Source organism: Sphingopyxis sp. GW821-FHT10B01, from assembly GCF_059415685.1.
This window is the reverse complement of record NZ_JBWKNS010000008.1, coordinates 118,220-140,772: the sequence shown is the minus strand read 5'-3', so window position 1 is coordinate 140,772 and position 22,553 is coordinate 118,220. Positions and strand designations below refer to the sequence as shown.

The 22,553-nt window shown below is 64.6% G+C and carries 21 protein-coding genes; 11 read left to right on the top strand and 10 right to left on the bottom strand.

Annotated elements, in window-relative coordinates; all coding sequences use genetic code 11:
• The first annotated feature begins 12 nt into the window (after window positions 1-12).
• Complete coding sequence (locus tag AC07NV_RS21370; protein WP_495168401.1) at window positions 13-1,185, top strand: carboxynorspermidine decarboxylase; 1,173 nt, start codon at window positions 13-15, stop codon at window positions 1,183-1,185.
• A 22-nt stretch (window positions 1,186-1,207) separates the two neighbouring features.
• Window positions 1,208-1,594: a hypothetical protein gene (locus AC07NV_RS21365; protein ID WP_495168400.1), complete on the top strand. Its 387-nt coding sequence runs from the start codon at window positions 1,208-1,210 to the stop codon at window positions 1,592-1,594.
• Here AC07NV_RS21365 and AC07NV_RS21360 read toward each other — a convergent pair.
• On the bottom strand, window positions 1,587-3,251 hold the full coding sequence (locus AC07NV_RS21360; protein WP_495168399.1) for an FAD-dependent oxidoreductase: 1,665 nt from the start codon (window positions 3,249-3,251) through the stop codon (window positions 1,587-1,589). The genes AC07NV_RS21365 and AC07NV_RS21360 overlap by 8 nt on opposite strands.
• A gap of 255 nt (window positions 3,252-3,506) precedes the next feature.
• On the opposite strand from AC07NV_RS21360, the gene AC07NV_RS21355 reads away from it, so the two are divergent.
• Window positions 3,507-4,700 carry a type III PLP-dependent enzyme gene (locus AC07NV_RS21355; protein WP_495168398.1) on the top strand — a complete coding sequence of 398 codons (1,194 nt, stop codon included), beginning with the start codon at window positions 3,507-3,509 and terminating at the stop codon, window positions 4,698-4,700.
• Window positions 4,701-4,740: 40 nt separating this feature from the next.
• Here the strand turns inward: AC07NV_RS21355 and AC07NV_RS21350 are convergent, their stop codons facing one another.
• On the bottom strand, window positions 4,741-5,631 hold the full coding sequence (locus AC07NV_RS21350; RefSeq protein WP_495168397.1) for a PhzF family phenazine biosynthesis protein: 891 nt from the start codon (window positions 5,629-5,631) through the stop codon (window positions 4,741-4,743).
• Window positions 5,632-5,697: 66 nt separating this feature from the next.
• Between AC07NV_RS21350 and AC07NV_RS21345 the strand changes: the two genes are divergently transcribed.
• The 5 genes from AC07NV_RS21345 to AC07NV_RS21325 all read left to right on the top strand — a co-directional run bounded on the left by AC07NV_RS21345 (window position 5,698) and on the right by AC07NV_RS21325 (window position 9,545).
• Window positions 5,698-5,997, top strand: a complete 300-nt coding sequence (locus AC07NV_RS21345) for an ArsR/SmtB family transcription factor (protein ID WP_495168396.1) — start codon at window positions 5,698-5,700, stop codon at window positions 5,995-5,997.
• Between the two features lie 56 nt (window positions 5,998-6,053).
• Complete coding sequence (locus AC07NV_RS21340) at window positions 6,054-7,379, top strand: MFS transporter (RefSeq protein ID WP_495168395.1); 1,326 nt, start codon at window positions 6,054-6,056, stop codon at window positions 7,377-7,379.
• 77 nt (window positions 7,380-7,456) lie between these two features.
• Window positions 7,457-8,602, top strand: a complete 1,146-nt coding sequence (locus tag AC07NV_RS21335; RefSeq protein ID WP_495168394.1) for a CaiB/BaiF CoA transferase family protein — start codon at window positions 7,457-7,459, stop codon at window positions 8,600-8,602.
• A gap of 64 nt (window positions 8,603-8,666) precedes the next feature.
• Window positions 8,667-9,098: an MAPEG family protein gene (locus AC07NV_RS21330; RefSeq protein WP_495168393.1), complete on the top strand. Its 432-nt coding sequence runs from the start codon at window positions 8,667-8,669 to the stop codon at window positions 9,096-9,098.
• 12 nt (window positions 9,099-9,110) lie between these two features.
• Window positions 9,111-9,545: an MAPEG family protein gene (locus AC07NV_RS21325; protein WP_495168392.1), complete on the top strand. Its 435-nt coding sequence runs from the start codon at window positions 9,111-9,113 to the stop codon at window positions 9,543-9,545.
• Between the two features lie 2 nt (window positions 9,546-9,547).
• Here AC07NV_RS21325 and AC07NV_RS21320 read toward each other — a convergent pair whose 3' ends face one another.
• From AC07NV_RS21320 to AC07NV_RS21285, 8 genes are read right to left on the bottom strand one after another with little or no spacing between them, the layout of a single operon-like run.
• Window positions 9,548-10,747, bottom strand: a complete 1,200-nt coding sequence (locus tag AC07NV_RS21320) for a class I SAM-dependent RNA methyltransferase (protein WP_495168391.1) — start codon at window positions 10,745-10,747, stop codon at window positions 9,548-9,550.
• Between the two features lies 1 nt (window position 10,748).
• Window positions 10,749-12,101, bottom strand: a complete 1,353-nt coding sequence (locus AC07NV_RS21315) for an NAD(P)H-hydrate dehydratase (RefSeq protein WP_495168390.1) — start codon at window positions 12,099-12,101, stop codon at window positions 10,749-10,751.
• A gap of 36 nt (window positions 12,102-12,137) precedes the next feature.
• Entirely contained in the window at window positions 12,138-12,527 is a 390-nt protein-coding gene (locus tag AC07NV_RS21310) for a hypothetical protein (RefSeq protein ID WP_495168389.1), read from the bottom strand.
• Window positions 12,524-14,386 carry a dihydroxy-acid dehydratase gene (ilvD, locus tag AC07NV_RS21305; RefSeq protein WP_495168388.1) on the bottom strand — a complete coding sequence of 621 codons (1,863 nt, stop codon included), beginning with the start codon at window positions 14,384-14,386 and terminating at the stop codon, window positions 12,524-12,526. Before ilvD ends, AC07NV_RS21310 begins: the two co-directional genes overlap by 4 nt.
• Before the next feature lie 59 nt (window positions 14,387-14,445).
• A complete protein-coding gene (locus AC07NV_RS21300) occupies window positions 14,446-15,177 on the bottom strand; it encodes an N-formylglutamate amidohydrolase (protein WP_495168387.1) in 732 nt (243 codons plus the stop codon).
• Window positions 15,174-16,022, bottom strand: coding sequence for a 4-(cytidine 5'-diphospho)-2-C-methyl-D-erythritol kinase (locus AC07NV_RS21295; RefSeq protein ID WP_495168386.1), 849 nt, complete (start codon window positions 16,020-16,022; stop codon window positions 15,174-15,176). Before AC07NV_RS21295 ends, AC07NV_RS21300 begins: the two co-directional genes overlap by 4 nt.
• A complete protein-coding gene (locus AC07NV_RS21290) occupies window positions 16,019-17,659 on the bottom strand; it encodes a tetratricopeptide repeat protein (RefSeq protein WP_495168385.1) in 1,641 nt (546 codons plus the stop codon). The genes AC07NV_RS21295 and AC07NV_RS21290 overlap by 4 nt, the downstream gene beginning before the upstream one ends.
• 13 nt (window positions 17,660-17,672) lie before the next feature.
• The gene (locus tag AC07NV_RS21285; protein WP_495168384.1) at window positions 17,673-19,328 is read right to left on the bottom strand and encodes an electron transfer flavoprotein-ubiquinone oxidoreductase; all 1,656 of its coding nucleotides are present in this window, start codon (window positions 19,326-19,328) and stop codon (window positions 17,673-17,675) included.
• A gap of 120 nt (window positions 19,329-19,448) precedes the next feature.
• Here AC07NV_RS21285 and AC07NV_RS21280 point away from each other — a divergent pair, with 120 nt between their 5' ends.
• The 3 genes from AC07NV_RS21280 to moaB are packed head-to-tail and all read left to right on the top strand — an operon-like array spanning window position 19,449 to window position 22,540.
• Complete coding sequence (locus AC07NV_RS21280; RefSeq protein ID WP_495168383.1) at window positions 19,449-20,237, top strand: uracil-DNA glycosylase; 789 nt, start codon at window positions 19,449-19,451, stop codon at window positions 20,235-20,237.
• A 12-nt stretch (window positions 20,238-20,249) separates the two neighbouring features.
• The gene (locus AC07NV_RS21275) at window positions 20,250-22,004 is read left to right on the top strand and encodes a lytic transglycosylase domain-containing protein (protein ID WP_495168382.1); all 1,755 of its coding nucleotides are present in this window, start codon (window positions 20,250-20,252) and stop codon (window positions 22,002-22,004) included.
• An 11-nt stretch (window positions 22,005-22,015) separates the two neighbouring features.
• Window positions 22,016-22,540 carry a molybdenum cofactor biosynthesis protein B gene (gene moaB / locus AC07NV_RS21270; protein ID WP_495168381.1) on the top strand — a complete coding sequence of 175 codons (525 nt, stop codon included), beginning with the start codon at window positions 22,016-22,018 and terminating at the stop codon, window positions 22,538-22,540.
• Window positions 22,541-22,553 lie beyond the last annotated feature (13 nt).

Genomic DNA, 22,553 nt, shown 5'->3' with positions numbered 1-22,553 from the left:
GAATCTAGCGACATGGAAACCCGTGCCGGCGACCCCGGAGCCTTTGCTGGGTTTGATCTGACCCGCGTCCCCTCACCTGCCTTCGTCGTCGACGCGGCAAAGGTACGGGCCAATCTGTCGGTCCTTCGCCATATCGGCGACGCGTCGGGCGCGCGCGTGCTCGCCGCGCTCAAGGCGTTCTCAATGTGGTCTCTGGGGCCAACCGTTGCCGGATATCTTGACGGCGTCTGTGCATCGGGCCTCCACGAAGCGAAGCTCGGCCGCGCCGAATATGGCGGCGAGGTTGCCACTTATTGTGCGGGATATAAGGAAAGCGATCTTCCCGAGATCGCAAAGCTGTCCGACCATCTAATCTTCAATTCGCCGGGCCAGATCGCGCGCTTCCGACCACTTCTCGACACGTTGCGTTCGCAAGGCGAAACATTCGACATCGGCCTGCGCATCAACCCGATGCACAGCGAGGGCGAAGTTGCGAAATATGACCCAGCCGCGCCGTGCAGCCGCCTTGGCTTTCCGGTGACCCAGCTGCTCCCCGAACATATGGAGGGCATCGACGGCATCCATATGCACAGCCTGTGCGAACAGGATTTCCCGCCGCTCGCGCGCACGTGGGAAGCCGTCCAGCCGATGCTGCGGCCTTTCTTCAACCAGCTCAAATGGATCAATTTCGGCGGTGGCCATCATGTGACCCGTGCCGATTATCAGGTCGACGATCTGATCGCCTTTTTGAAACAGGTTCGCGCCGCGACCGATTGCGACGTGATGATCGAACCCGGCGAAGCGATCGCGCTCGACGCCGGCATTCTCGTGGGCGAGGTGCTCGACCTGTTCGACAACGGCATGCCGATCGGGATCACCGATATTTCGGCGACTTGCCATATGCCGGATGTGATCGAGGCGCCCTATCGCCCGGCCATGCTCGATGAGGGCGCCGAAGGCATGGCGGTGCGGCTCGGCGGCCCGTCGTGCCTCGCGGGTGACGTCATCGGCGACTATCGCATGCCCGGCGGCGCGCGCATCGGCCAACGCTTCGCGTTCCTCGACCAGGCGCATTATTCGATGGTCAAGACCAACACCTTCAACGGCGTGCCGCTGCCATCGATCTGGTTGTGGGACAGCGAGAGCGACGATCTGAAACTGATCCGCGAATTCGGCTATGAGGATTTCAAGGCGCGGCTTGGCTGAGAGCGTGGCAAACCCTTTAGACATGACCGGTCTGTGGACCGGTCAATATTGGTATCCCGAACCTTGGGAGCCTCTGATCGGTTTCGTTGCCACGATCAGCGACAACGCCGGTTCGCTGTCCGGCACGACCACCGAAGCCTCCGAGGTTTTCATAGGGGCTGACGAACGCGCCGACATCCGGGGCACGCGGAGCGGCACGAGTGTAAGCTTTTACAAATATTACGACGGCACCGGCGCCTATGGGCATTCGGTGACTTATGACGGGACGCTAAGCGCCGACGGCCAACAAATTGAAGGTCAGTGGTCGCTGGACGGCTATTCCGGTTCCTTCATCATGTCGCGCAGTCTTCAGCAATTTCAGGCAGAAGACCGGGAGGAGACTGTCTGGCTCGATGTCACCGTCAGCTAACCGAAGCACCCTGCAATTCCGCCAGCGCCTGATGGATGTCGCTGACGACCACCGATCCCTCGCCGACCGATGAGGCGACGCGTTTCACCGACCCCTTGCGGACGTCTCCGATCGCGTAGATGCGCGGCCAACTGGTTTCGTAGCGGCTCGGCATACGGTCGAGCGACCAGCCCGCCCTGACCAGTTCGAGCGGTGCGATGTCGACGCCGGTTTTCACGAAACCGCGATCGTCGCATACCATTTCCTTGGGCAGCCATGTCGTGTTCGGGCTCGCCCCGAGAAACAGGAACAGGAAGCCGCAGTCACAATGGCCTTCGGCCCCGGTCTCGCGGCAGCGATAGGTCAGGCCATCGAGCCGTTCTTCGCCGTGCAGCCCGACGACATCGGTCGACGGAACAATCTCGATATTCGGATGCTCTTCCAGCCGCTTGACCAGATATTCGGACATGGTTTCGCGCAGGCTGGACCGGCGAAAAATAACGTAAACCTTCTTGGCGACGCTCGCGAGATAGATCGCACCCTGCCCCGCCGAATTGCCCGACCCGACAACGGTCACCTCGGCATTGCCGCACAGCTGCGCTTCCATCGGGGTCGCGCCATAATAGATGCCGCGGCCCTCATAGGCTTCGATGCCGTCGATCGGCAGGCGCTGATACTGCGCCCCACTCGCGACGACGACCGCGCGGCTGCGCAGCTTGCGCCCGTCGGCCAGATGCAGGCAATAGGCGTCGTCACCGTCGCGGCCGATCGATGCCGCACGCACCGGCGAAACCAGCCGTGCACCGAATTTTTGGGCCTGCACCGTCGCCCGACGCGCCAGTTCGTTGCCCGAGATGCCGGTGGGGAAACCCAGATAATTCTCGATCTTCGAAGACGTGCCGGCCTGCCCGCCCGGCGCCAGCGAATCGAGCGCGATGACCGTTAGCCCTTCAGACGCGGCATAGACCGCCGCCGCAAGTCCGCCGGGGCCGCTTCCCACGACGAGAACATCGGCGGTAGCGCCGTCGGGAAGCAGGTCGAGCCCGAGTCCGGCTGCGAGTTGCTCGGGTGTCGGCTGAATCAGCACGTCGGCGGCGCCCAGGATAACCGCAGGCAATTGCTCGTCGGTTAGTCCGCGTTCGGCCATCAGATGCGTCGGGACTGGTCCGTCGGCCGGATCGAACCAGCGATGCGCGACGCCATGCTTCATCAACAGGTCGCGCAGCGCATAGACACTGCGGTCCATCGCAGCGCCGATCACGATGGTCACCGCAAAACCGCGGGTGTTGCTGAACTCGCGCCGCGCCGAAAGAATACGGATGAAAATGTCCGAATAGTGCGAATTGCCCGCAATCAACCGCTGGAAATCGACGTGGGCAATGCGCAAAATGTCACCGTCGGCGCCCATCTCGACGCGCGACAGATGCCGCTGCCCTGTGAGCACCGACAGGTCGCCGGCAAATTGCCCGCGTTCCATCCAGCCGACACGGATTCGCCCCTCGTCGGTCGATGCAAAGATATCGGTTTGTCCCGACAGGGTGACAATGCAGTCGGGCGCCATCGCCCCTTCTTCGACGAGCAGATCGCCGGCCTTGTGCGATTCGACCGTACCGAACGCGATCAGCTCGTCGAGTTCCGCGTCGGTGAAGTTGTGATTGACGTCGGCGCGAGACACCATGGGAGGCGGGACCTTTCCGGGTTCGATGAACGTTCACCTCTAGCGGCGGCAACGGCCTTTGTCTCGCTTTTGCCCCGCTCGGCGCACATCGGCCCCGGTTCGACCTGAGTGTTACCGCCGTATTACAAAATTACGCCAAAGGGTCTTTACAGGGGGGACCCCCCTGCATATATCGCGCTCCGCTGCCCCAGGGGGACTTCCAATAACCGCAAGGCAGCCTTGTAAGTCTAACGTTATTTTTGGGGGTCCCTTGAGTTGCACCAGCATCATAGCGCCCACGGGCTGATTCAGGCACTTTCGCCGATCGAACCTGTTACGCTTGTCCGCCCGCACGCCGCGCGGCGCGCAGCGCGTTTCTTCATCGAGCGATTTCCCGGCACGACCATGTATGCGGTCAAGGCGAATCCGTCGCCCGACCTGCTGCGCGTGCTGTGGGATTCGGGTGTTACGCATTATGACGTCGCCTCGATTGCCGAGGTCCGGCTCGTTGCGCGCACGCTTCCCGAAGCGACGCTTTGCTTCATGCATCCGGTGAAGGCCGAGGAAGCGATTTCCGAAGCCTATTGGAAGCATGGCGTGCGCACCTTCTCGCTCGACACGATGGACGAGCTCGAGAAGATCGTTCGCGCGACCGAAGGCGCGCAGGATCTGAACCTGCTCGTTCGCCTTCGCGTGTCGTCCGATCATTCGAAGCTCAGCCTTGCCGCCAAGTTCGGTGCAGAGGCCGACGAGGTCGTCGAACTGCTGATGGCAACGCGTCAGGCGGCCGACGCGCTCGGCATCTGCTTCCATGTCGGCAGCCAGGCGATGACCCCGCATGCCTATGCACAGGCGATGGAACGCGTCCGCGCGGCGATCGTCGCGGCGTCGGTCACCGTCGACATCATCGATGTCGGTGGCGGCTTTCCCTCGTCCTATCCCGGCATGGAGCCTCCGCCGCTCGACGCCTATTTCGAGACGATCCATCGCAGCTTCGAAAGCCTGCCGATCAGCTATTCGGCCGAACTGTGGTGCGAACCGGGCCGCGCACTGTCAGCCGAATATAGCTCGCTGATCGTTCGCGTCGAAAAGCGCCGCGGCGAAGAACTGTACATCAACGACGGCGCGTACGGAGCGCTGTTCGATGCCGCGCACGTCGGCTGGCGCTTCCCGGTCTCGCTGCAACGCGACGTCGAAAGCGATGCCGAGATGGTTCCGTTCAGCTTCTACGGCCCGACGTGCGACGACCTTGACCATATGGCTGGCCCCTTCTTCCTGCCGGCGGACATCAAGGCGGGCGATTTCATCGAGATCGGTATGCTCGGTGCCTATGGCTGCGCCATGCGCACCAAGTTCAACGGCTTCGGCGCCGACGAGACCCATGTCGTCAGCGACGAACCGATGGCGAGCCTCTATACCGGCGAAGTCGAACAGGAACGCCGCAGCGCGACGGTGACCAAGCTGTTCTGATTATTTGAGGGGCCGGCCTTTGCCGGCCCCTCTTCCCGCCTCAGCCGCAGTCGATCTCGCCCCGCATCACCGGAACACACATACCGCGCAGCGTCGCGCGGATACCGTCGGGTGTCCGCCGCGCGGTGACGTCGAGCAGGCTCGGCCGCCCCATTTCGACGCCCTGATGGATTTCGAACCGCGCCTCATCGGTATCGGGTTCGAGTGACAGGAGCAGCCCGGCGAGCGGCGCATTCGCGCTGCCCGTCGCCGGGTCCTCCCATGTCCCCGCCAACGGCGCGAACATACGTGCACGTAGCATGCGGCCCTGCTTGCGATAGACATGGACCGACAGCCGCGTGCCGAACTGTGGACGCGCCGCCAGCGCTTCGCGGAACGCCGCCAGATCGGGATCGCAGCGCGCCAGCGCCGCCTCGCTCACTTCGGCGATGAGATAAGGATTGCCCACCGATGCGACGATCGGCGGATGCGTCGTCACGACGATATCCTCGGGCGCGAGGCGCAACATGGCGGCAACAACCTCGGGCGCCACCGTCTCGCCGATGCTGAGCGGTTGCGGCGCCGCAACGGTGGCACCGACGGGCGCACCGTCCGCGTTTCGCGCAATCTCTATCTCCACGATTCCTGCGGGGATCTCGAACGTCGCTGTCGCAAGATCGGGGGCAGCGACCGCCAGAACATAGGCAGTCCCCACCATCGGATGCCCCGCGAACGCCATTTCCTCGGTGCGGTTGAAGATGCGGACACGCGCCGTATGCGCGGGGTCGGCGGGAGGCAGGACGAACGTCGTCTCGCTCAGGTTGAACTCGGCCGCCACCGCCTGCATCACGGCATCGGACAGAGCTTCGCCGCCGACGACAACCGCCAGCGGATTTCCGCCGAACCGGCTTTGGGTGAACACGTCGACGGTGGAAAAGGGCAGCAAGGACATTGGGGCGACTCCGTTGGGTTGGTCCTTCGCGTTGACACATAGTTCGTTAATTGGCAAATTGCCAACATGACTGATGCCGACCTGTTCCGCGCGCTGGGAAATGAACGCCGCCTGCAAATCCTCGCCTGGCTCAAAGATCCGCGGGCACATTTCCGGCCCCAGGTCGATGGTGATCTGGTCGACGATGGTGTGTGCGGGCAGCTGATTGCGGAAAAGCTTGGCATCAACGCCTCGACGCTCAGCGAACATATGCGCGTGCTGCAGGCCAGCGACCTCGTCACCGCAAAACGCATCAGGCAATGGACCTTCTACCGCCGCAATGACGAGCGATTGCGCACGCTCGCCGCGGTGATCGGGGCGATCTAGCGCGCGACAATATTCGGAATGGCCAGATCAAAAGACGCTGCTAGGTTGCGGCGCCTATGTCCCCCTTCCATCAACTCCTTGCCAACAATCTGATCGCCAACATCACCAACTTCACGGTGTGGTTCGCGCTGACCTTCTGGATCTTTCTCGAAACCCGGTCGGTGTTCGCGACGGGGATGATCGCTGGCATCTATCTGGTGCTGACCTCGGTGCTGGGAATCTGGCTCGGCAGCCTCGTCGACCATCATCGCAAGCGCAGCATGATGCTCATCTCCAGCCTGGCTTCGCTGGCGGTCTATTCGCTGGCGCTCGGCGCCTATGCGCTCCATCCCGACATTCGTGCCGCCATCGTCCCAAGCCTGACCCTGTGGCTGTTTGTCCTGCTAACGATGCTCGGCGTGATCGCCGGCAACATCCGCATGATCGCGCTGCCGACGCTGGTCACGATCCTCGTCCCCGAGGACCGGCGCGACAAGGCAAACGGGCTGGTCGGGATGGTCAGCGGCATCAGTTTTCTGACCACCTCGGCGATCAGCGGATTCCTCGTCGCGTGGGGCGGCATGGTCGCGACGCTGGCCTTTGCGATCCTGTTCTCGCTTCTCACCGCGCTCCACCTCCTCTTCGTCCATGTCGACGAGCCGCGCGAGACCGGCGATCATGACGCCCCGCGCCGCGTCGATCTGGCGGGCACCTTTCGCGTTGTGCTTGGCATCCCTGGACTGTTCGCACTGATCCTCTTTTCGTCATTCAACAATCTTCTCGGCGGCGTCTTTATGGCGCTGATGGATGCTTATGGCCTGTCGCTGATGAAGGTCGAAGAATGGGGCCTGCTATGGGCAGTGACGTCCTGTGCCTTCATCCTCAGTGGCGCACTCATTTCGCGCACAGGCCTTGGCGCAAACCCGATCCGTACGCTGCTTTTCGTCTGCATGATCGAATGGGCGGTGGCCGCGGTCTTTACTATCCAGTCTTCGATCCCTCTGCTGGCAATCGGCTGCTTCATCTGGCTCTTCTTTGGCCCCTACGCCGAAGCGGCAGAACAGACGGCACTCCAGAAAGTCGTGCCCTTCGAACGCCAAGGCCGCGTCTTTGGCTTTGCGCAATCGATCGAGCAGGCCGCCTCGCCGCTCACCGCCTTTCTCATCGCGCCGCTGACCCAGTTCGTCTTTGTCCCCTTCATGACCGACGGGGCGGGCGCTGATGCGATCGGCGACTGGTACGGGCGCGGGTCCGAACGCGGCATCGCACTTGTGTTCACGGTCACCGGTCTGCTTGGAATGGTCGTGACCTTTGCGGCTTTCCGGTCGAAATCCTACCGCCGGATCAGCGCCGCCTACGCTGCCGGAAATGGCAGTAGCGAAGCGGCCGCTCCTGCCGCTTAAGGAAAGTTGCGGAAGCCTCTTCCGTTTTACTTTGCAATCATTCTATCCTGCGCGACGGAAGAGGAGGAGCTATGCCTATGCTGTCGGGGATCCGCATCATCGACCTGACCACGGTTATCTTCGGCCCCTATGCGACACAGATGCTCGCCGATCTGGGCGCCGAGGTGATCAAGGTCGAAGCCCCCGGTCTCGGGGATATTTCGCGCTATCTGGGCAATGGCGTCCCCGACCCGACGATGGGGTCGATCCACCTGACCGTGAACCGGGGCAAGCGCTCGATCGCGCTCGACCTCAAGAAGCCCGAGGACGCCGCGACATTGCGCGACCTCATCGCGACCGCCGACGTCTTCTTTCACAATGTTCGCGGCAAGGCGATCGCCCGGCTCGGCTTTGACTATGCGGGTTGCAAGGCGATCAAACCCGACATCATCTATGTCCACGGCACCGGTTTCGGACAGGACGGCCCCTATGCCGATCTGCAGGCCTATGACGACGTCATTCAGGCGGCGACAGGCACGACCAGCCTGCTCCCGCGCGTCGATGGCGACCCGCGTCCGCGCTACCTGCCCTCGCTGATCGCCGACAAGATCGCGGGCCAGTTCGGCGCGCAGGCGATCCTTGCCGCGCTCGTCCACAAGCTTCGCACGGGCGAGGGACAGGACGTCGAAGTGCCGATGTTCGAGTGTTTTGCATCTTTCATGCTCGTCGAGCATCTGCGCGACGCGACGCTCGATCCGCCGATCGGTCCGGCGGGTTATCCGCGCCAATTGGACCCGACGCGACAGCCCTTCCCGACCCGCGACGGTTATCTGGCAATCGTTCCCTATACCCCCGAATCGACCGCGCGGCTGATGGCGCTGCTCGGCAGCGCCGACCTGCTCGAAACCCCCGAATATGAGGCGGCGAAGGCGAAAGGGCAGCATATGCCGATCATCTACAGCGAGATTGCGCGCAAGACGCCCGCGAAGACCTCCGCCGAATGGCTGGACCTGTTCGCCCAGAACGACATCCCCGCGATGGCCGCACGCGATCTTCAGGACATCAAGGAAGACCCGCATTTGGTTGCAACGGGTTTCTTCCGGCATCGTATCCATCCCGACGTCGGCGCCTTTCACGAAATGCAGCCGCCGGTGAAATATGGCGCAATGGCCGATCGCGATCTCGGCTTTGCGCCGCGCGTCGGCGGTGACGGCGATGCCATCCGGAGCGAGTTGGACCGGTGAACTTCGCCGGTTGCAATGTCCGCATCGCACCCTAGCATCGCGGCCAGACAACAAGGGGGAATATATGCCTGAAAGCCTGCTTGCGCCCGGCGCGGTTCTCGCGCTGTGGACGCTCATCATGCTCATCTGGGCCGGGGTGACGCGATTTCAGGCCTTTTCCAAGGTCGGCATCGACCTCAAGGCTGCACCGCCGGGCGGCCGCGGGGCCGATCTGGAGGGTGTGCTCCCCCCGCTCACCAACTGGAAATCGCATAATTACACGCATCTGTGCGAACAGCCGACGCTCTTCTATGCGGTCCTCCTCTTCCTGCATTTGTCGGGCGGCGACACCGACCTGACGCGCGGACTGGCGTGGGCCTATGTCGTGCTGCGGATCGTCCACAGCTTCTGGCAATCGACGGTGAATCGCGTGCCGGTACGCTTCGTGATTTTCTCGCTCGCGACGCTATGCCTGTTGGCGCTGGCGGCGCTCGCGGTGATCGCCACTTTGGGTTGAGGGGGAAAGATTATGGAGACGAATGCAATATTGGGGCCCGTCGCGACGCTCGCGCTCTGGTCGATGATCATGTGGGTGTGGATGTATGCGACGCGGATTCCCGCGATGCAGCGCGCCAAGATCGATGCCAAGAATCTGGTCGGCACGACGGGCCGGGGACTCGACGAGGTGCTGCCGCCCGAAGTGCAGTGGAAGGCGCATAATTATAACCATCTGATGGAACAGCCGACGGTCTTTTACGCCGTCGCGCTGGCGCTCGCGATCGGTGGCATGGGCGGCGGGCTCAATGCGCAACTCGCCTGGGCCTATGTGGCCTTACGCATCCTGCACAGCCTGATTCAGGCGACGGTGAACCGGGTGATGTGGCGCTTCGGCATTTTCGCGCTGGCCAGCCTGGCGCTGCTGGCGCTTTGCATCCACGCCTTCATGGGGTTCGTGCTGCACTGAGTTCAGCGTGAAAACCGGCTCGCCAGTTCCACATGGGTCGACCAGCGGAACTGGCCAACGGGCTGCACCCAGTCGAGCGTGTAGCCGCCCTCGACCAGCATCTTGGCATCGCGGGCAAAACTTGCCGGGTTGCAACTGACATAGGCGATGACCGGCGCATCCGATGCTGCCAGCTGTTTCACCTGCTCCTCTGCGCCTGCACGCGGGGGATCGAGGATGACCGCGCCGAACCGGTTCAGTTCGGCGGGAATCAAGGGTCGGCGGAACAGGTCGCGATGTTCGGTCGCGACAAGCGCGCGGGCCCGGTTCGCTGCTCCGCTCAGCGCTGCGATCGCATCGCGCGCGCCTTCGGCAGCATAGACTTTGCGCCCGGCCTGCACCGACAGTGCGAAGGTGCCGACACCCGCGAACAGGTCGGCCACCGCCCCCGCATCGCCGATCGCCTTGGCTACCGCCTCGATCAAAGCCGCCTGCCCCGCTGTCGTCGGCTGCAGGAACGCAAAGGGAGGCACCTCGACCGTGACGTCGCCGAAGCGCATCGTCGGCGGTTCGGGCTGCCACAGAAGCTCGAGGCCGTCGCCCTGATCGATCGCGAAGCGCGCCAACCTGTGCACGCCGGCAAAATCCTGCAGCGCCATCGCGGCCTCCAGCCCCTCGGCCTTCACGCCTTCGAGGATCAACTCGACACCCTGGTCGAGCATCTGCAGCTTGACCTTCACCGGGCGCCGCTGCTGCGCGATCATCGTCAGCAATTCGCGTACCGGCGCGATCAAAGCAGCCAGTTCGGGAAGCAGCAACGGGCACATCCGCATATCGACGATCTGGTTGCTCTGCGCGGCGTTAAAGCCGAGCGCGACCTGCTTCCCGGTCCGGAGCGCGGTCAGAACGGCGCGGCGGCGGCTTTCGGGCGGCGAAAGCAGCGCGGGCAGGACTTCACCGCAGACCATCTCCTGCCCCGCGAGCCCGCCGATCACGCGGTCGCGCACAAAATCCGCCAGCGCGGGTTCGGCGACATGCTGTAGCTGGCAACCGCCGCATTTGCCAAAATGCCGGCACGCCGGCTCCGCCCGGTTCGGGCCCGGGATGATGATCCCGTCGTCGCGAACGCGGTCGCCCGGAACGCCGCCCGCCACGTGGCGGCCGTCGCCCGTCACGCCATCGCCGCGCGCGGCGATGCGCTCGATCAGCGCAGCTTCAGACATTTCATTCCCTAACCAGATCGTCGGCGACAAGGCCGGGGCCTATACGCGCGGCTTGCGCGATATGCCACCCCACTGCCGCGACGGCGGCGTCGAAGGCATCGCCGCCTCTGGCGAGCATCGCCCCACATGCGCCCGCGAGCACATCGCCTGTCCCCGCGGTCGCAAGCCAGGGGCTCCCCGGCCAGGCGGCTGCAATACGGCCATCGGGCGCCGCAATAATCGTGTCGGCCCCCTTGTAGATCACCACGGCCTGTGTCCGCGCCGCCGCGGCTTTCGCGCGGTCGATCTTGCTACCGTAAAGCTGCGGAAAGGCCCGCGCGAACTCGCCTTCATGCGGTGTCAATATGGCCTTGCACGGCGTTTCGGAGAGGCGCGGCAACGCTGCCCCGATGGCGGCCGCGTCCAGAACGAGCGGCTTGCCCGAATCGAGCGCCGCCTCGACGTCGAACAGCAGTGTGTCGCTTGCAGGAAATCCGGGGCCGATGACGACCGCGCCGACGCGCGGATCGTTCAACCGCTCACCAAACCGTGCCTCGCTCTCTGCGATGATCGCCGCAAAGGGCGGGGCCGCGCCGCCCTCGAGCACGACATAGCCCGCTCCTGCGCGAAGCGCCGCCGCAGCGCTCAGCCCGGCAGCACCCCGCATCGGCCCGGCAAACACCAGGACCATGCCGCGGTTGAACTTGTGCGCGTGCGCATCCGGTTCCAGCGCCCGGGGCTTCGGCAATGTGCGCATCGCCCTGTTCGCCCAAATCCCGATCGGTGCCAGCAGCACGCGGCCGCATGCCGCTGCCGTGGGCATCAGCACATGCGCCGGTTTCAAGGCGCCGAGCGCCAGCGTGACGTCGGCGGACAGCGGCGGGATCCACCCGGCGAGGCCGTCGCCGTCGGCGCCGCTCGGCACATCGATGGCAAGAATGCGGCGATCGGAAAATGTGCGCAGCAGCGCCGCAAGATCATCCGTCAGCGGCCGCGACAGCCCGACGCCGAACAGCGCATCGACGATCAATGGCGCGGGGTTCGTCCGGCCATTCAACGTCTCGACCGGCCCCTCCCAACGCGCTCGCGCGGCCTTCGCAAGCTTGGTCGCGGGGTCCGCCAGCGCCGCCACGCGCACGCTGGCGCCACGGTCGGCGAGCAGACGGGCGGCGACATAGCCGTCGCCCCCATTGTTACCGGGGCCGCACAGGACAAGGATCGGCGCGCCCGCCGCCATTCGCCACGCCGTATCGGCAATGGCGGCGCCCGCGAGATCCATCAACTCGGACAAGGGGGTACCTTGAATCGCGCAGGCCGCCTCTGCCTCGCGCATCGCTTTGCAAGTCAGGATCGGGGCGTCTGCAGGAACGGGCATCGCCTTTTCCCTAGCATATTGGCGCGAAAAGTCGCGCTACTTCGCGCCGCCGGTATTTGCGGGCAGGCGATAACGGTCATTGCCGATGGCCACTTCGATCACATTGTCGCCGACGATGCTCACCTTCGCCGGCTCGGCCCCGTCGGCCGACACGACGCCGCGCCCGTCGGTGGTGATCTGCAAGCGGCGATAACCGACATTGCTGCGCCCGACGATCAGGATCGCCCCGCCCTCACCGCTCATTTCTTCTACGGTGCAGGTGCGGTCGAACAGCTTGGCGCCCTCGAGCGCGCACTCGATGCGGCCGTTCTCGGCCGCGTCGCGCGAACCGCGCGCTTCGGCCTCGGCGAGTTCGCCATTGTCGGGTGCGCGGTTGCAGGCCGCCAGCAGCAACAGCGGCAAGATCGCGCCCCGTTTCGAAATCATCCCTTGCCCCCCTTAAGCTGCGACAGATCGCGCACTGCGCCACGCGCAGCACTGGTCGTCATCGCGGCATAGGCCTGAAGTGCTACCGAAACCTTGCGCGGGCGCGGTTTGGCGGGCTGCCATGCGGCATCGCCTTTCGCTTCCATCGCGGCCCGGCGTTCGGCAAGGACGCTGTCGGCGACCATCAGGTTGATCGTGCGCTTCGGAATGTCGATTTCGATCAGGTCGCCATTTTCGACCAGCCCGATCGTGCCGCCCTCCGCTGCCTCGGGCGACGCATGGCCGATCGACAGACCCGAGGTGCCACCCGAAAAGCGCCCGTCGGTGACCAGCGCGCACGCCGCGCCCAGCCCCTTCGACTTCAGATAGCTCGTCGGATAGAGCATTTCCTGCATCCCCGGTCCGCCCTTCGGCCCTTCGTAACGGATGACGATCACGTCGCCCGCGACGACCTGCCCGGTGAGAATGGCCGCAACCGACGCATCCTGACTTTCATAAACCTTCGCCGGCCCCGAAAATTTCAGGATCGATTCGTCGACGCCCGCGGTCTTCACGATGCAGCCGTCGAGCGCGATATTGCCCGACAGCACCGCGAGCCCGCCATCCTTGCTAAACGCATGCTCCGCCGAACGGATCACGCCGCTTTCGCGGTCGAGGTCGAGCGACTCCCAGCGCCGCTCCTGACTGAACGCGACCTGCGTCGGCACCCCGCCGGGCGCTGCCATGAAGAATTTTTGCACGTCGGGGTCGTTGGTCCGCGAAATGTCCCATTTGTTAAGCGCATCGCCCAGCGTTGCGGAGTGCACCGTCGGCAGATGCGCGTGGAGCAGCCCCGCACGTTCGAGCTGACCGAGGATCGCCATGATCCCGCCGGCGCGGTGGACGTCTTCCATATGAACGTCGCTCTTCGCCGGTGCGACCTTCGACAGGCACGGCACCCGCCGCGACAGCCGGTCGATGTCGGTCATGGTGAAATCGACCCCCGCCTCGAACGCGGCCGCAAGCAGATGGAGCACGGTGTTGGTCGACCCGCCCATCGCAATGTCGAGGCTCATCGCATTCTCGAACGCCTCGAAGGTCGCAATATTGCGCGGCAACACGCTGTCGTCGTCCTGTTCATAATGACGCTTGCACATCTCGACGACGATCCGCCCCGCGCGCAGGAACAGCTCCTTGCGGTCGGCGTGCGTCGCAAGCGTCGACCCATTGCCCGGCAGCGACAGCCCCAGCGCTTCGGTCAGACAGTTCATCGAGTTCGCGGTGAACATCCCCGAGCAGGACCCGCACGTCGGGCACGCCGCGCGCTCGATCTCGTCGACCTCGGCATCGCTATATTTCTCGTCCGCCGCGGCGACCATCGCATCGACCAGATCGAGCGCGACCTCCTTGCCCTTCAGCACGACTTTGCCTGCCTCCATCGGGCCGCCCGACACAAACACCACGGGGATGTTGATCCTGAGCGCCGCCATCAGCATCCCCGGCGTGATCTTGTCGCAGTTCGAGATGCACACCATCGCGTCGGCGCAATGCGCGTTGACCATATATTCGACCGAGTCCGCGATCAGGTCGCGCGACGGCAGCGAGTAGAGCATGCCGTCATGCCCCATTGCGATACCGTCATCGACCGCGATCGTGTTGAACTCCTTGGCGACCCCGCCCGATGCCTCGATCTCGCGCGCGACCATTTGCCCGAGGTCCTTGAGGTGGACGTGGCCGGGAACGAACTGGGTGAAGCTGTTGACCACCGCGATGATCGGCTTGCCGAAGTCGCTGTCCTTCATGCCCGTCGCGCGCCAGAGCCCGCGGGCACCGGCCATATTGCGGCCATGGGTGGTGGTGCGCGAACGATAAGAAGGCATTCGAAGAGCTCCGAGAAATATTATTTCAAAAAATGACGGCTGCGTGCGCGTCTACACGCCTATTCCGCGATGTTCAATGTTACTTTCTTGCACATCGTCGCCAGTCGTTCGGCGAACAGCGCCTGCCCCGCCGCATCCCCGGCCAGATCCTGCCGCATCTCGATCCCCACATAGGGGATCGCATTGCCCTCGGCGTGCCGGTTCATCGTCGCGTTGAGTTGCTTGCCCGAATAGGGCTGCTGGTCGCCGACATTCAGCCCTTCGGCCGCCAGCGCGGCAATCGCGGCGGCCGCAAGCCGGTCGTCCTCATTATAGAGCACCCCGACATGCCACGGCCGCGCCTGATCGGGATGGCTCGCCAGCGACGGCGTAAAGCTGTGCAACGACAGGATCATCGCCGGGCGCTGCGTCGCAATCGTCGCCGCGATATGATCGTGATAGGGCCGGTAGAAGCGCGCCAGCCGCGCCTCGCGCCCTGCATCGTCCAGCGCATTGCCCGGAACCGCATGGCCGTCGCTCGCGATCGGCAATACCCCCGGCGCATCCTCCTCGCGATTGCAATCGACGACCAGCCGCGACACCCCGCCTAGGATCGCGGCGTCGACCGCCCCCTTCTCGACCAGCAGCGCCGCAACCTCGGCGACGCCGATGTCGATTGCGATATGATTGGCGAGCAGGGCCGCATCGATCCCAAGATCGATGTCGTCGGGGACATGGGCCGATGCATGGTCCGCGATCAGCAATATGCCGCCCGCCCGTGCTTCGCCGATTTGCCGCCACGCTTCGCTCATCGCAATGCTCCCGTCATCAACCACCAGCCCGGATGTCGCTGCACCAAGGCGGCAGCTGCCGTATCGCGTTCGGCCTCCGCGTCGAACAGGGCAAAACAGGTCGCGCCCGACCCCGACATGCGTGCCAGCCAGGGTCGCAGCGCACCCAGTTCGGTGAGGACATCGACAATCGCCGGGCATTGCGCGGTGGCCGGACGCTGCAGGTCGTTGCGCCCGGCAAACAATTGTGCCCGCATATCCGCGCCGGTGAACAAGGGCCCGCGGTCGATCCCGTCCCACGCCGCAAAGACAGGCCCCGTCGCCACCGGTTGGCGCGGATTGACGAGCAGCACCGGCGTTCCCGCCAGACGCAGTTCGGGCGCCGCGCTCAATTCTTCGCCGACACCGACACCCAGGCACGTCGCGCTCGCGATGCATGCGGCAATATCGGCGCCAAGCGGGCCGACCAGCCGTGCCAGTGCCGCATCGTCGAGCTCGGGCAGGAAATGCCGCCGTACCAGCCGCGCCATCGCCGCCGCGTCGGCCGACCCACCGCCGATCCCTGCCGCGACGGGAAGCCTTTTGGTCAGCGTCACAGCCAAGGGCGGCACGCGGTCGGCGCCGTAACGGCCGCGCAGCAACGCCAGAACCTGCATCACCAGATTGTCGGCTCCGGCGCTCAACCCTTCGGCGAACGCGCCGTCGATCGTGAGCGCGTCGGCCCCGGCGACCTCGGCTGCAATCGCGTCGCCGTCATCGACGAAAGCGAACAGAGTCTCGATTTCGTGATAGCCGTCGCTACGCCGCGCCCGCACATGCAGCGCAAGGTTGATCTTGGCCCAGCCGGTCTCCTGAAACATGGTCATGGTGCGGTGGTCGCGGGGGTCAGCCCGTCGCGCAGCTTTGTTTCCAGCCGCGTCGCCATATCGGCTTCGGCGAGCAACGCGGCGGCGCGCCAATGATATCGCGCCTGAAACTTGCGCCCCGCCTGCCAATACGCATCGCCCAGATGCTCGACGATCACCGCATTGCCGGGTTCGCCGCGCTGCGCCTTTTCGAGCAGGTCGACGGCATCGTCGGTGCGCCCCGTCAGGAAATAGGCCCAGCCGAGCGAATCGGTGATGCTCGCATTTTGCGGCTCCTGGGCCCACGCCGCCTCGATCCGCGCCAGCGATTGTTTCACATCCTTGCGGCGCTCGAGCGCGGAATAGCCGGCAAAATTAAGGATAGAGGCATCATCGGGCCGCAGCGTTACCGCCTTTTCCATCAACGGCTCTGCAGCATCCCACTTTCCGGCCTGCAACAACAATTCGGCGCGCGCGATCAGAAGGGTGCCGCGCAGCGACCGGTCATTTTCATCGTCGCCCAGTGCGGCCTCGAGCCGTTCATAAGCACGCGCCGCCGCAGCGGGGTCGCTGGACCGCCGTGCGATGTCGGCCAGACGGACGAGCAGGCTACGCGCGCCATTCTCGTTCGCCGCCGTTTCGGCCAGCTTCGCCGCGCCCGCAAAGTCGCCCGCGTCGGCCATCAGTTCGGCGCGCCGCATCGCAAGCACGGGCGGCAAGGCGCCGCGCCCGGTGTCGAGCAGCGCCATTGCGCTCGCTTTCTGCCCATTACGGTCGAGTGCCTCGACCAGCGTCTGCCGGACCGCCCAATCCTGATCGTCGAGCCAATGCGCGGCGCGCGCGAAGAGCAGCGGCAGCTTGGGACTGCCGCCCGGCGTGCGCGCGAGTCCGTCGCCAAGCAGCCCGAGCCACTGCGCCACGCCCGCACGCGGACTCGAAACCGGCTGATCGGGCAGCAACAGCATCGGATCCTCGCGCTGTCCCGACGCCAGCACAATCCGCCCGCGCAGCCGTTCGGCCGCACCGGCTTCCCCGACCTTGTCCAGCGTCGCGGCGACGCGAACTCCGACAAGCTGGCTGGTGCGGTCGGTCAGCGTGACGCCGTCGGTCAGTGCGGCCACCTCTGCCAGACGCTGCGTCGCGATTTGTACCAGCGCGACCTGAAGCGTCAGTGACGGCTCGGGCCGCGCGCGATTATTGACTGCGATCAGATGACGTTCGGGCAGTTTTTCGCGTGCACCAACGTCGATCCACGCATTGATCGTGGGGACGATCAGCCGCGCAATCGCGTCGGCCCCCGCCTTGCTATTCCGGCCCGCAATATAGTCCCGCGCGGCTTTCCAGTCCGACCGGCGCATCGCGTCGACCATCAGGACGAGTTGGGCATCGAAACGGCGCTCACCGGCGGTCCACAGGCGCAAGGCCGCGGCGCGCGCGGCGTCGAGGTCGCCCGCCTCGATCGCCTGTTCGAGCATGCGTCCCCGCAGGCCGGGCAAGTCGGGTGCAAGGCTCGAAACCTGATTGAGCGCCGACAGCGCCGCCGCCGGCTCCCCGCCTTCTTCCGCCAGCCGCGCCCGCACCAGCGCGTTCAGCGCCGCGCCGCTATCGTCCGCGGCCTGCACCGGCATCGCCGCTACAAGCGCACCGACGATCAGCAACAGACGCGCGGGCTTACATGTTCGGGTAATTGGGGCCTCCGCCGCCTTCGGGCGTAACCCAGTTGATATTCTGGGTCGGGTCCTTGATGTCGCAGGTTTTGCAGTGGACGCAATTCTGCGCGTTGATCACGAATTTCGGATCGCCCTCGGCCTCGCCAACGATTTCATAGACCCCCGCCGGGCAATAGCGCTGCGCAGGCTCGTCATAGAGCGGCAGGTTGTACGCGACCGGTATCGACGGGTCCTTGAGTTGCAGATGGACCGGCTGGTCTTCCTCATGGTTCGTATTCGAAACAAACACCGACGAGAGGCGGTCGAACGTCAGCACGCCGTCGGGCTTGGGATAGTCGGGTTTCGGCATGATGTCGGCCCGGTACAGGCTCTCATTGTCCGGATGATGCTTCATCGTGAAGGGGACTTTGATCTTCAGCGTTTCGAGCCACATCGTGATGCCCGACAGGATTGTGCCCGCCAGATCGCCATATTTCTCGACCAGCGGCAGGACGTTACGAACGACGCTGAGTTCCTTCTTTACCCAGCTGTCGTCGAAGGCGGCCTGATAGGCATCGAGCGTGTCGCTCGACCGGCCCGTGGTCACGGCGGCGAACGCCGCTTCGGCCGCCATCATGCCCGATTTCATCGCTGTATGCGTGCCCTTGATACGCGGGACGTTCAGGAAGCCCGCCGTATCGCCGATCAAGACGCCGCCCGGGAAAGCCAGCTTGGGCACCGACTGCAAGCCGCCGTCGCTGATCGCGCGCGCGCCATAGGAAACGCGCTTGCCGCCCTTGAGGATCTTGGCGATCTCGGGGTGCGTCTTCCACTTCTGCATCTCCTGGAACGGAGAGATGTGGGGGTTGCGATAGTTGAGCCAGGTCACGAAACCGAGCGCAACCTGCCCGTTCGCCTGATGATAGAGAAAGCCGCCGCCATTGGCGTTTTCGTCGAGCGGCCAGCCCTGCGTATGGATCACGCGGCCCTCGGCATGGTTCTCGGACTTGACATCCCAGAGCTCCTTGACGCCGAGACCATAGACCTGCGGCTCGCAATCGGCGTCGAGAGCGAACTGCGGCTTGATCATCTTGGTGAGATGTCCACGCACGCCTTCGGCAAAGAAGGTGTATTTCGCATGGAGCTCGAGGCCGGGGGCGTAATCGCCCTTGTGGCTGCCGTCGCGCGCGACGCCCATGTCGCCCGTGGCGACGCCCTTGACCGAACCATCCTCGTTGTACAGGATTTCCGCCGCCGGGAATCCGGGGAAAATTTCGACCCCCAGCCCTTCGGCCTGCTCGGCGAGCCAGCGGCACAGATTGCCGAGGCTGCCGGTATAGGTGCCCTTGTTGTGCATGAAGCCCGGCGAGATAAATTCCGGTAGACCGAACTTCTTGGTTTTCGTCAGCACCCAATGCTGGTTGTCGTTCACCGGCACTTCGGCCAGCGGGCAGCCTTGCTCGCGCCATTCGGGAAGCAATTCGTCGAGCGACCTGGGATCGATCACCGCCCCCGAAAGGATGTGCGCACCGACTTCGGATCCCTTTTCAAGAATGCACACCGACAGCTCGCTGCCCGCTTCATTCGCCAATTGTTTAAGGCGGATAGCCGCCGAGAGCCCCGCCGGCCCCGCACCGACGATGACCACATCATAGGGCATCGATTCCCGTTCGCTCACCGCAAATACCTTTCTGCCGTCCCCGCGCGGGATCATTCATCGTGTCCCGCGCTCATTCTGTCACGAAATGCGATGCCCGCCAATTGACGGGTCCGTCAACCACCTGTTTGGTGTAAATCGATGGGTGGGTCATATTCAGCGTTGCTGGCGGAAAGCACTTGCGACTGGTGGTCGCTGGCGGGGGTCGACGCGCTCGTCGGCGAACAACCCGCGGGCTGGCTGGTCGCGCCACCCGCAAATGACGCTGCCGCGCCGAAACAGAAACGCGTGGTTCACGCCGAACCCGAACTGCCTCCGCTTCCCGCTGCGCTCCAGCGTCAGGAAGCGCCGGACGTCGTCGAAGCAAAGGGCCCCGTCGTCTTTCCCGACGATTGGAGCGAATTCCAGAAATGGCTCGCGGTAAGCCACGATGTACCCGGCAGCCAGTGGGACGCACGTCGCGTTCTCCCTGTCGGCGACGCAGGCGCGCCGTTGATGCTGCTCACGGCCTGGCCCGAAATCGACGATCAGCGCGACGGCACGCTTTTCTCCGGCCCGGCGGGCAAGTTGCTCGACGCGATGCTGCAGGCGATCGGCATGGCGCGCAGCGATTGCTATGTCGCCAGCCTCGCGGTGACGCGCCCTGCGGGCGGACGCTGCGACGGTCCGGACGCCGCCGAGCTCGACCGGCTGCTCTGGCATCACCTGCGACTGGCCAAACCAGCCCGGCTGCTGCTGATTGGCAGTGACATCGTTCGCATGGCTGCCAGCCTGGCCCTGCCCGATGCCCGCGGAAAGTTACTAAATATTAACCAAGATGGCGGCAAGGTGGAGGCCGTAGCGGTCGCCCATCCCGCGATGCTACTGGCCAGGCCCGCGCAGAAGGCGGCAGCCTGGGATAGCCTGAAACTGTTCAACCGGGGACGTTGACGGATGCAGAATATGACCAAAACCCTTATTTCATGCGCCGTTCTGGCGATCTCCTTGAGCTCCGCACCGGCCTTCGCTGCCGATGCAGGCAATCGCGACCTCGTGTCCGCGCCGCAAACGGTACCCGACATATTGTCGTCGAAGCAGAAGCAGCTTTACACGCAGGTCCTCACGGCGATCCGCAGCCAGCGTTGGGCCGATGCCAAGGGGTTGCTCGACGGCGCCGACAACGGCCCGCTCACCGACTTCCTGCGCGCCGAACTGCTCACGGCCGCAAACAGCCCGCGCGCCGAAATTTCCGACATCATGCCGATCCTCTCGCGCTCGCCTTTCCTGCCGCAGGCCGAACAACTCGGGCGGCTGGCGACGCGGCGCGGTGCGACCGATCTGCCGACGCTTCCCTTTCAGGCGCGCCTTGCATGGGCCGGCAGCGCCCCGCGCCGCCTGTCCGCCGATGCCGTGAGCAGCGATCCCGTCGCGGCGACCCTTGCCCGCACGATCCCCGAGCGCATCAAGAACGACGATCCCGCAGGCGCCGAGGCGTTGCTCAACGCCGTTGCGGACCGCTTGACGCCCGAGGCGCGCAACGAATGGCGGCAGAAAGTCGCCTGGTCCTATTATATCGAAAATGACGATGCCAATGCGCTGCGTCTGGCCAGTGACTGCACCACCGGCCAGGGCGCATGGTCGACGCAGGGCGCGTGGGTCAAGGGCCTCGCCGCTTGGCGCACCCGCGATTATCGCACCGCGCTGACCGCGTTCGACCGTGTTTCCAAGGAAGCCCCCGACAGCGAAATGCGCGCGGCCGCCTATTATTGGGCCGCACGCGCGGCGATCGCCGCGGGCGAACCCGCATCGGTCCAGCCACGCCTGCGCGCTGCCGCCGCCAACGAAGAAACCTTCTACGGCCTGCTCGCGGCCGAAACGCTGGGCGTCGAGACGAACAGCCAGCGCGAAAATGTCCGCGCCGACCGCAGCGCCTGGCGCGCGCTGGAGGACCTGCCGAACGTCCGTATCGCGATGGCCCTGTCCGAAATTGGCGAGGACAAATATGCCGATGCGACATTGCGCCATCAGGCGCTGATCGGCGACACGCGGCAGCATGAGCAATTGCTTGCCATTGCCGGAGCATTGAGCCTCCCCGAAACGCAGCTCTACCTTGCCCATAACACACCGCAAGGCCGGAAACCCGCCGCGCAAACACGCTATCCGCAGCCCAAGTGGGAACCCAATGGCGGGTGGAAGGTCGATCCGGCGCTGGTCTTCGCCCACACGCTGCAGGAATCGCGCTTCCAGCGCACCGTCGTCAGCCCTGCGGGGGCGTTCGGCCTGATGCAGGTACGCCCCGGCACCGCGCGCGATGTCGCGCGCTGGCGCGGCGACAGCGGCACGGGCGATCTGCGCATCCCCGCGGTGAACATGGATATGGGCCAGAGCTATCTGCAATATCTGAGCCGCGATCCGTCGACCGGCGGCCAGCTGCCCAAGGTGATCGCTGCCTACAACGCCGGCCCCGCACCCGTCGCGCGCTGGCAGTCCGAAATCCGCGATAATGGTGATCCGCTGCTCTATATGGAATCGATCCCCTATTGGGAAACGCGCGGCTATGTCGGCATCGTGCTGCGCAATTACTGGATGTACGAAGCGCAGCAGGGCAAGCCCTCGGTCAGCCGCGCCGCGCTGGCGCAAGGCAAATGGCCGCGCTTTCCCGACGGCAAGGATCGCACCCGCCTGAGCTATGCGGGCGGCATCGGCAACGCCGACTGACCGGAACGCGAATGCCGATTGACGAGAGCCTCGTTTTCAAACCCGTCCGCATCGCCATATTGACGATCTCGGACAGCCGCAGCGCCGCGGAGGACCGGTCGGGCGACAAACTCGAAAGCTTGCTGACCTCGGCGGGCCATATCCTTGCCGCGCGCGCGATCATTCGCGACGAGACCGACCTCATCGTCTCGCGCCTCCATAACTGGATCGACGATCCGGACGTCGACGTCGTCATCACCACCGGCGGCACCGGACTGACGGGCCGCGACGTGACGCCCGAGGCGCTGCACCGGCTCGACGGCAAGGACATTCCCGGCTTCGGCGAACTGTTCCGCTGGCTCAGCTATCAGACGATCGGCACCTCGACGATCCAGTCGCGCGCCTGCGCGGTCGTTGCGCGCGGCACCTATATCTTCGCGCTCCCCGGCTCGACCGGCGCGGTTACCGACGCGTGGGAAGGCATTTTGTCGACCCAGCTCGACAGCCGGCACAAGCCCTGCAACTTCGTCGAATTGATGCCGCGGCTCATCGAATAGCCCATTTGTTCTT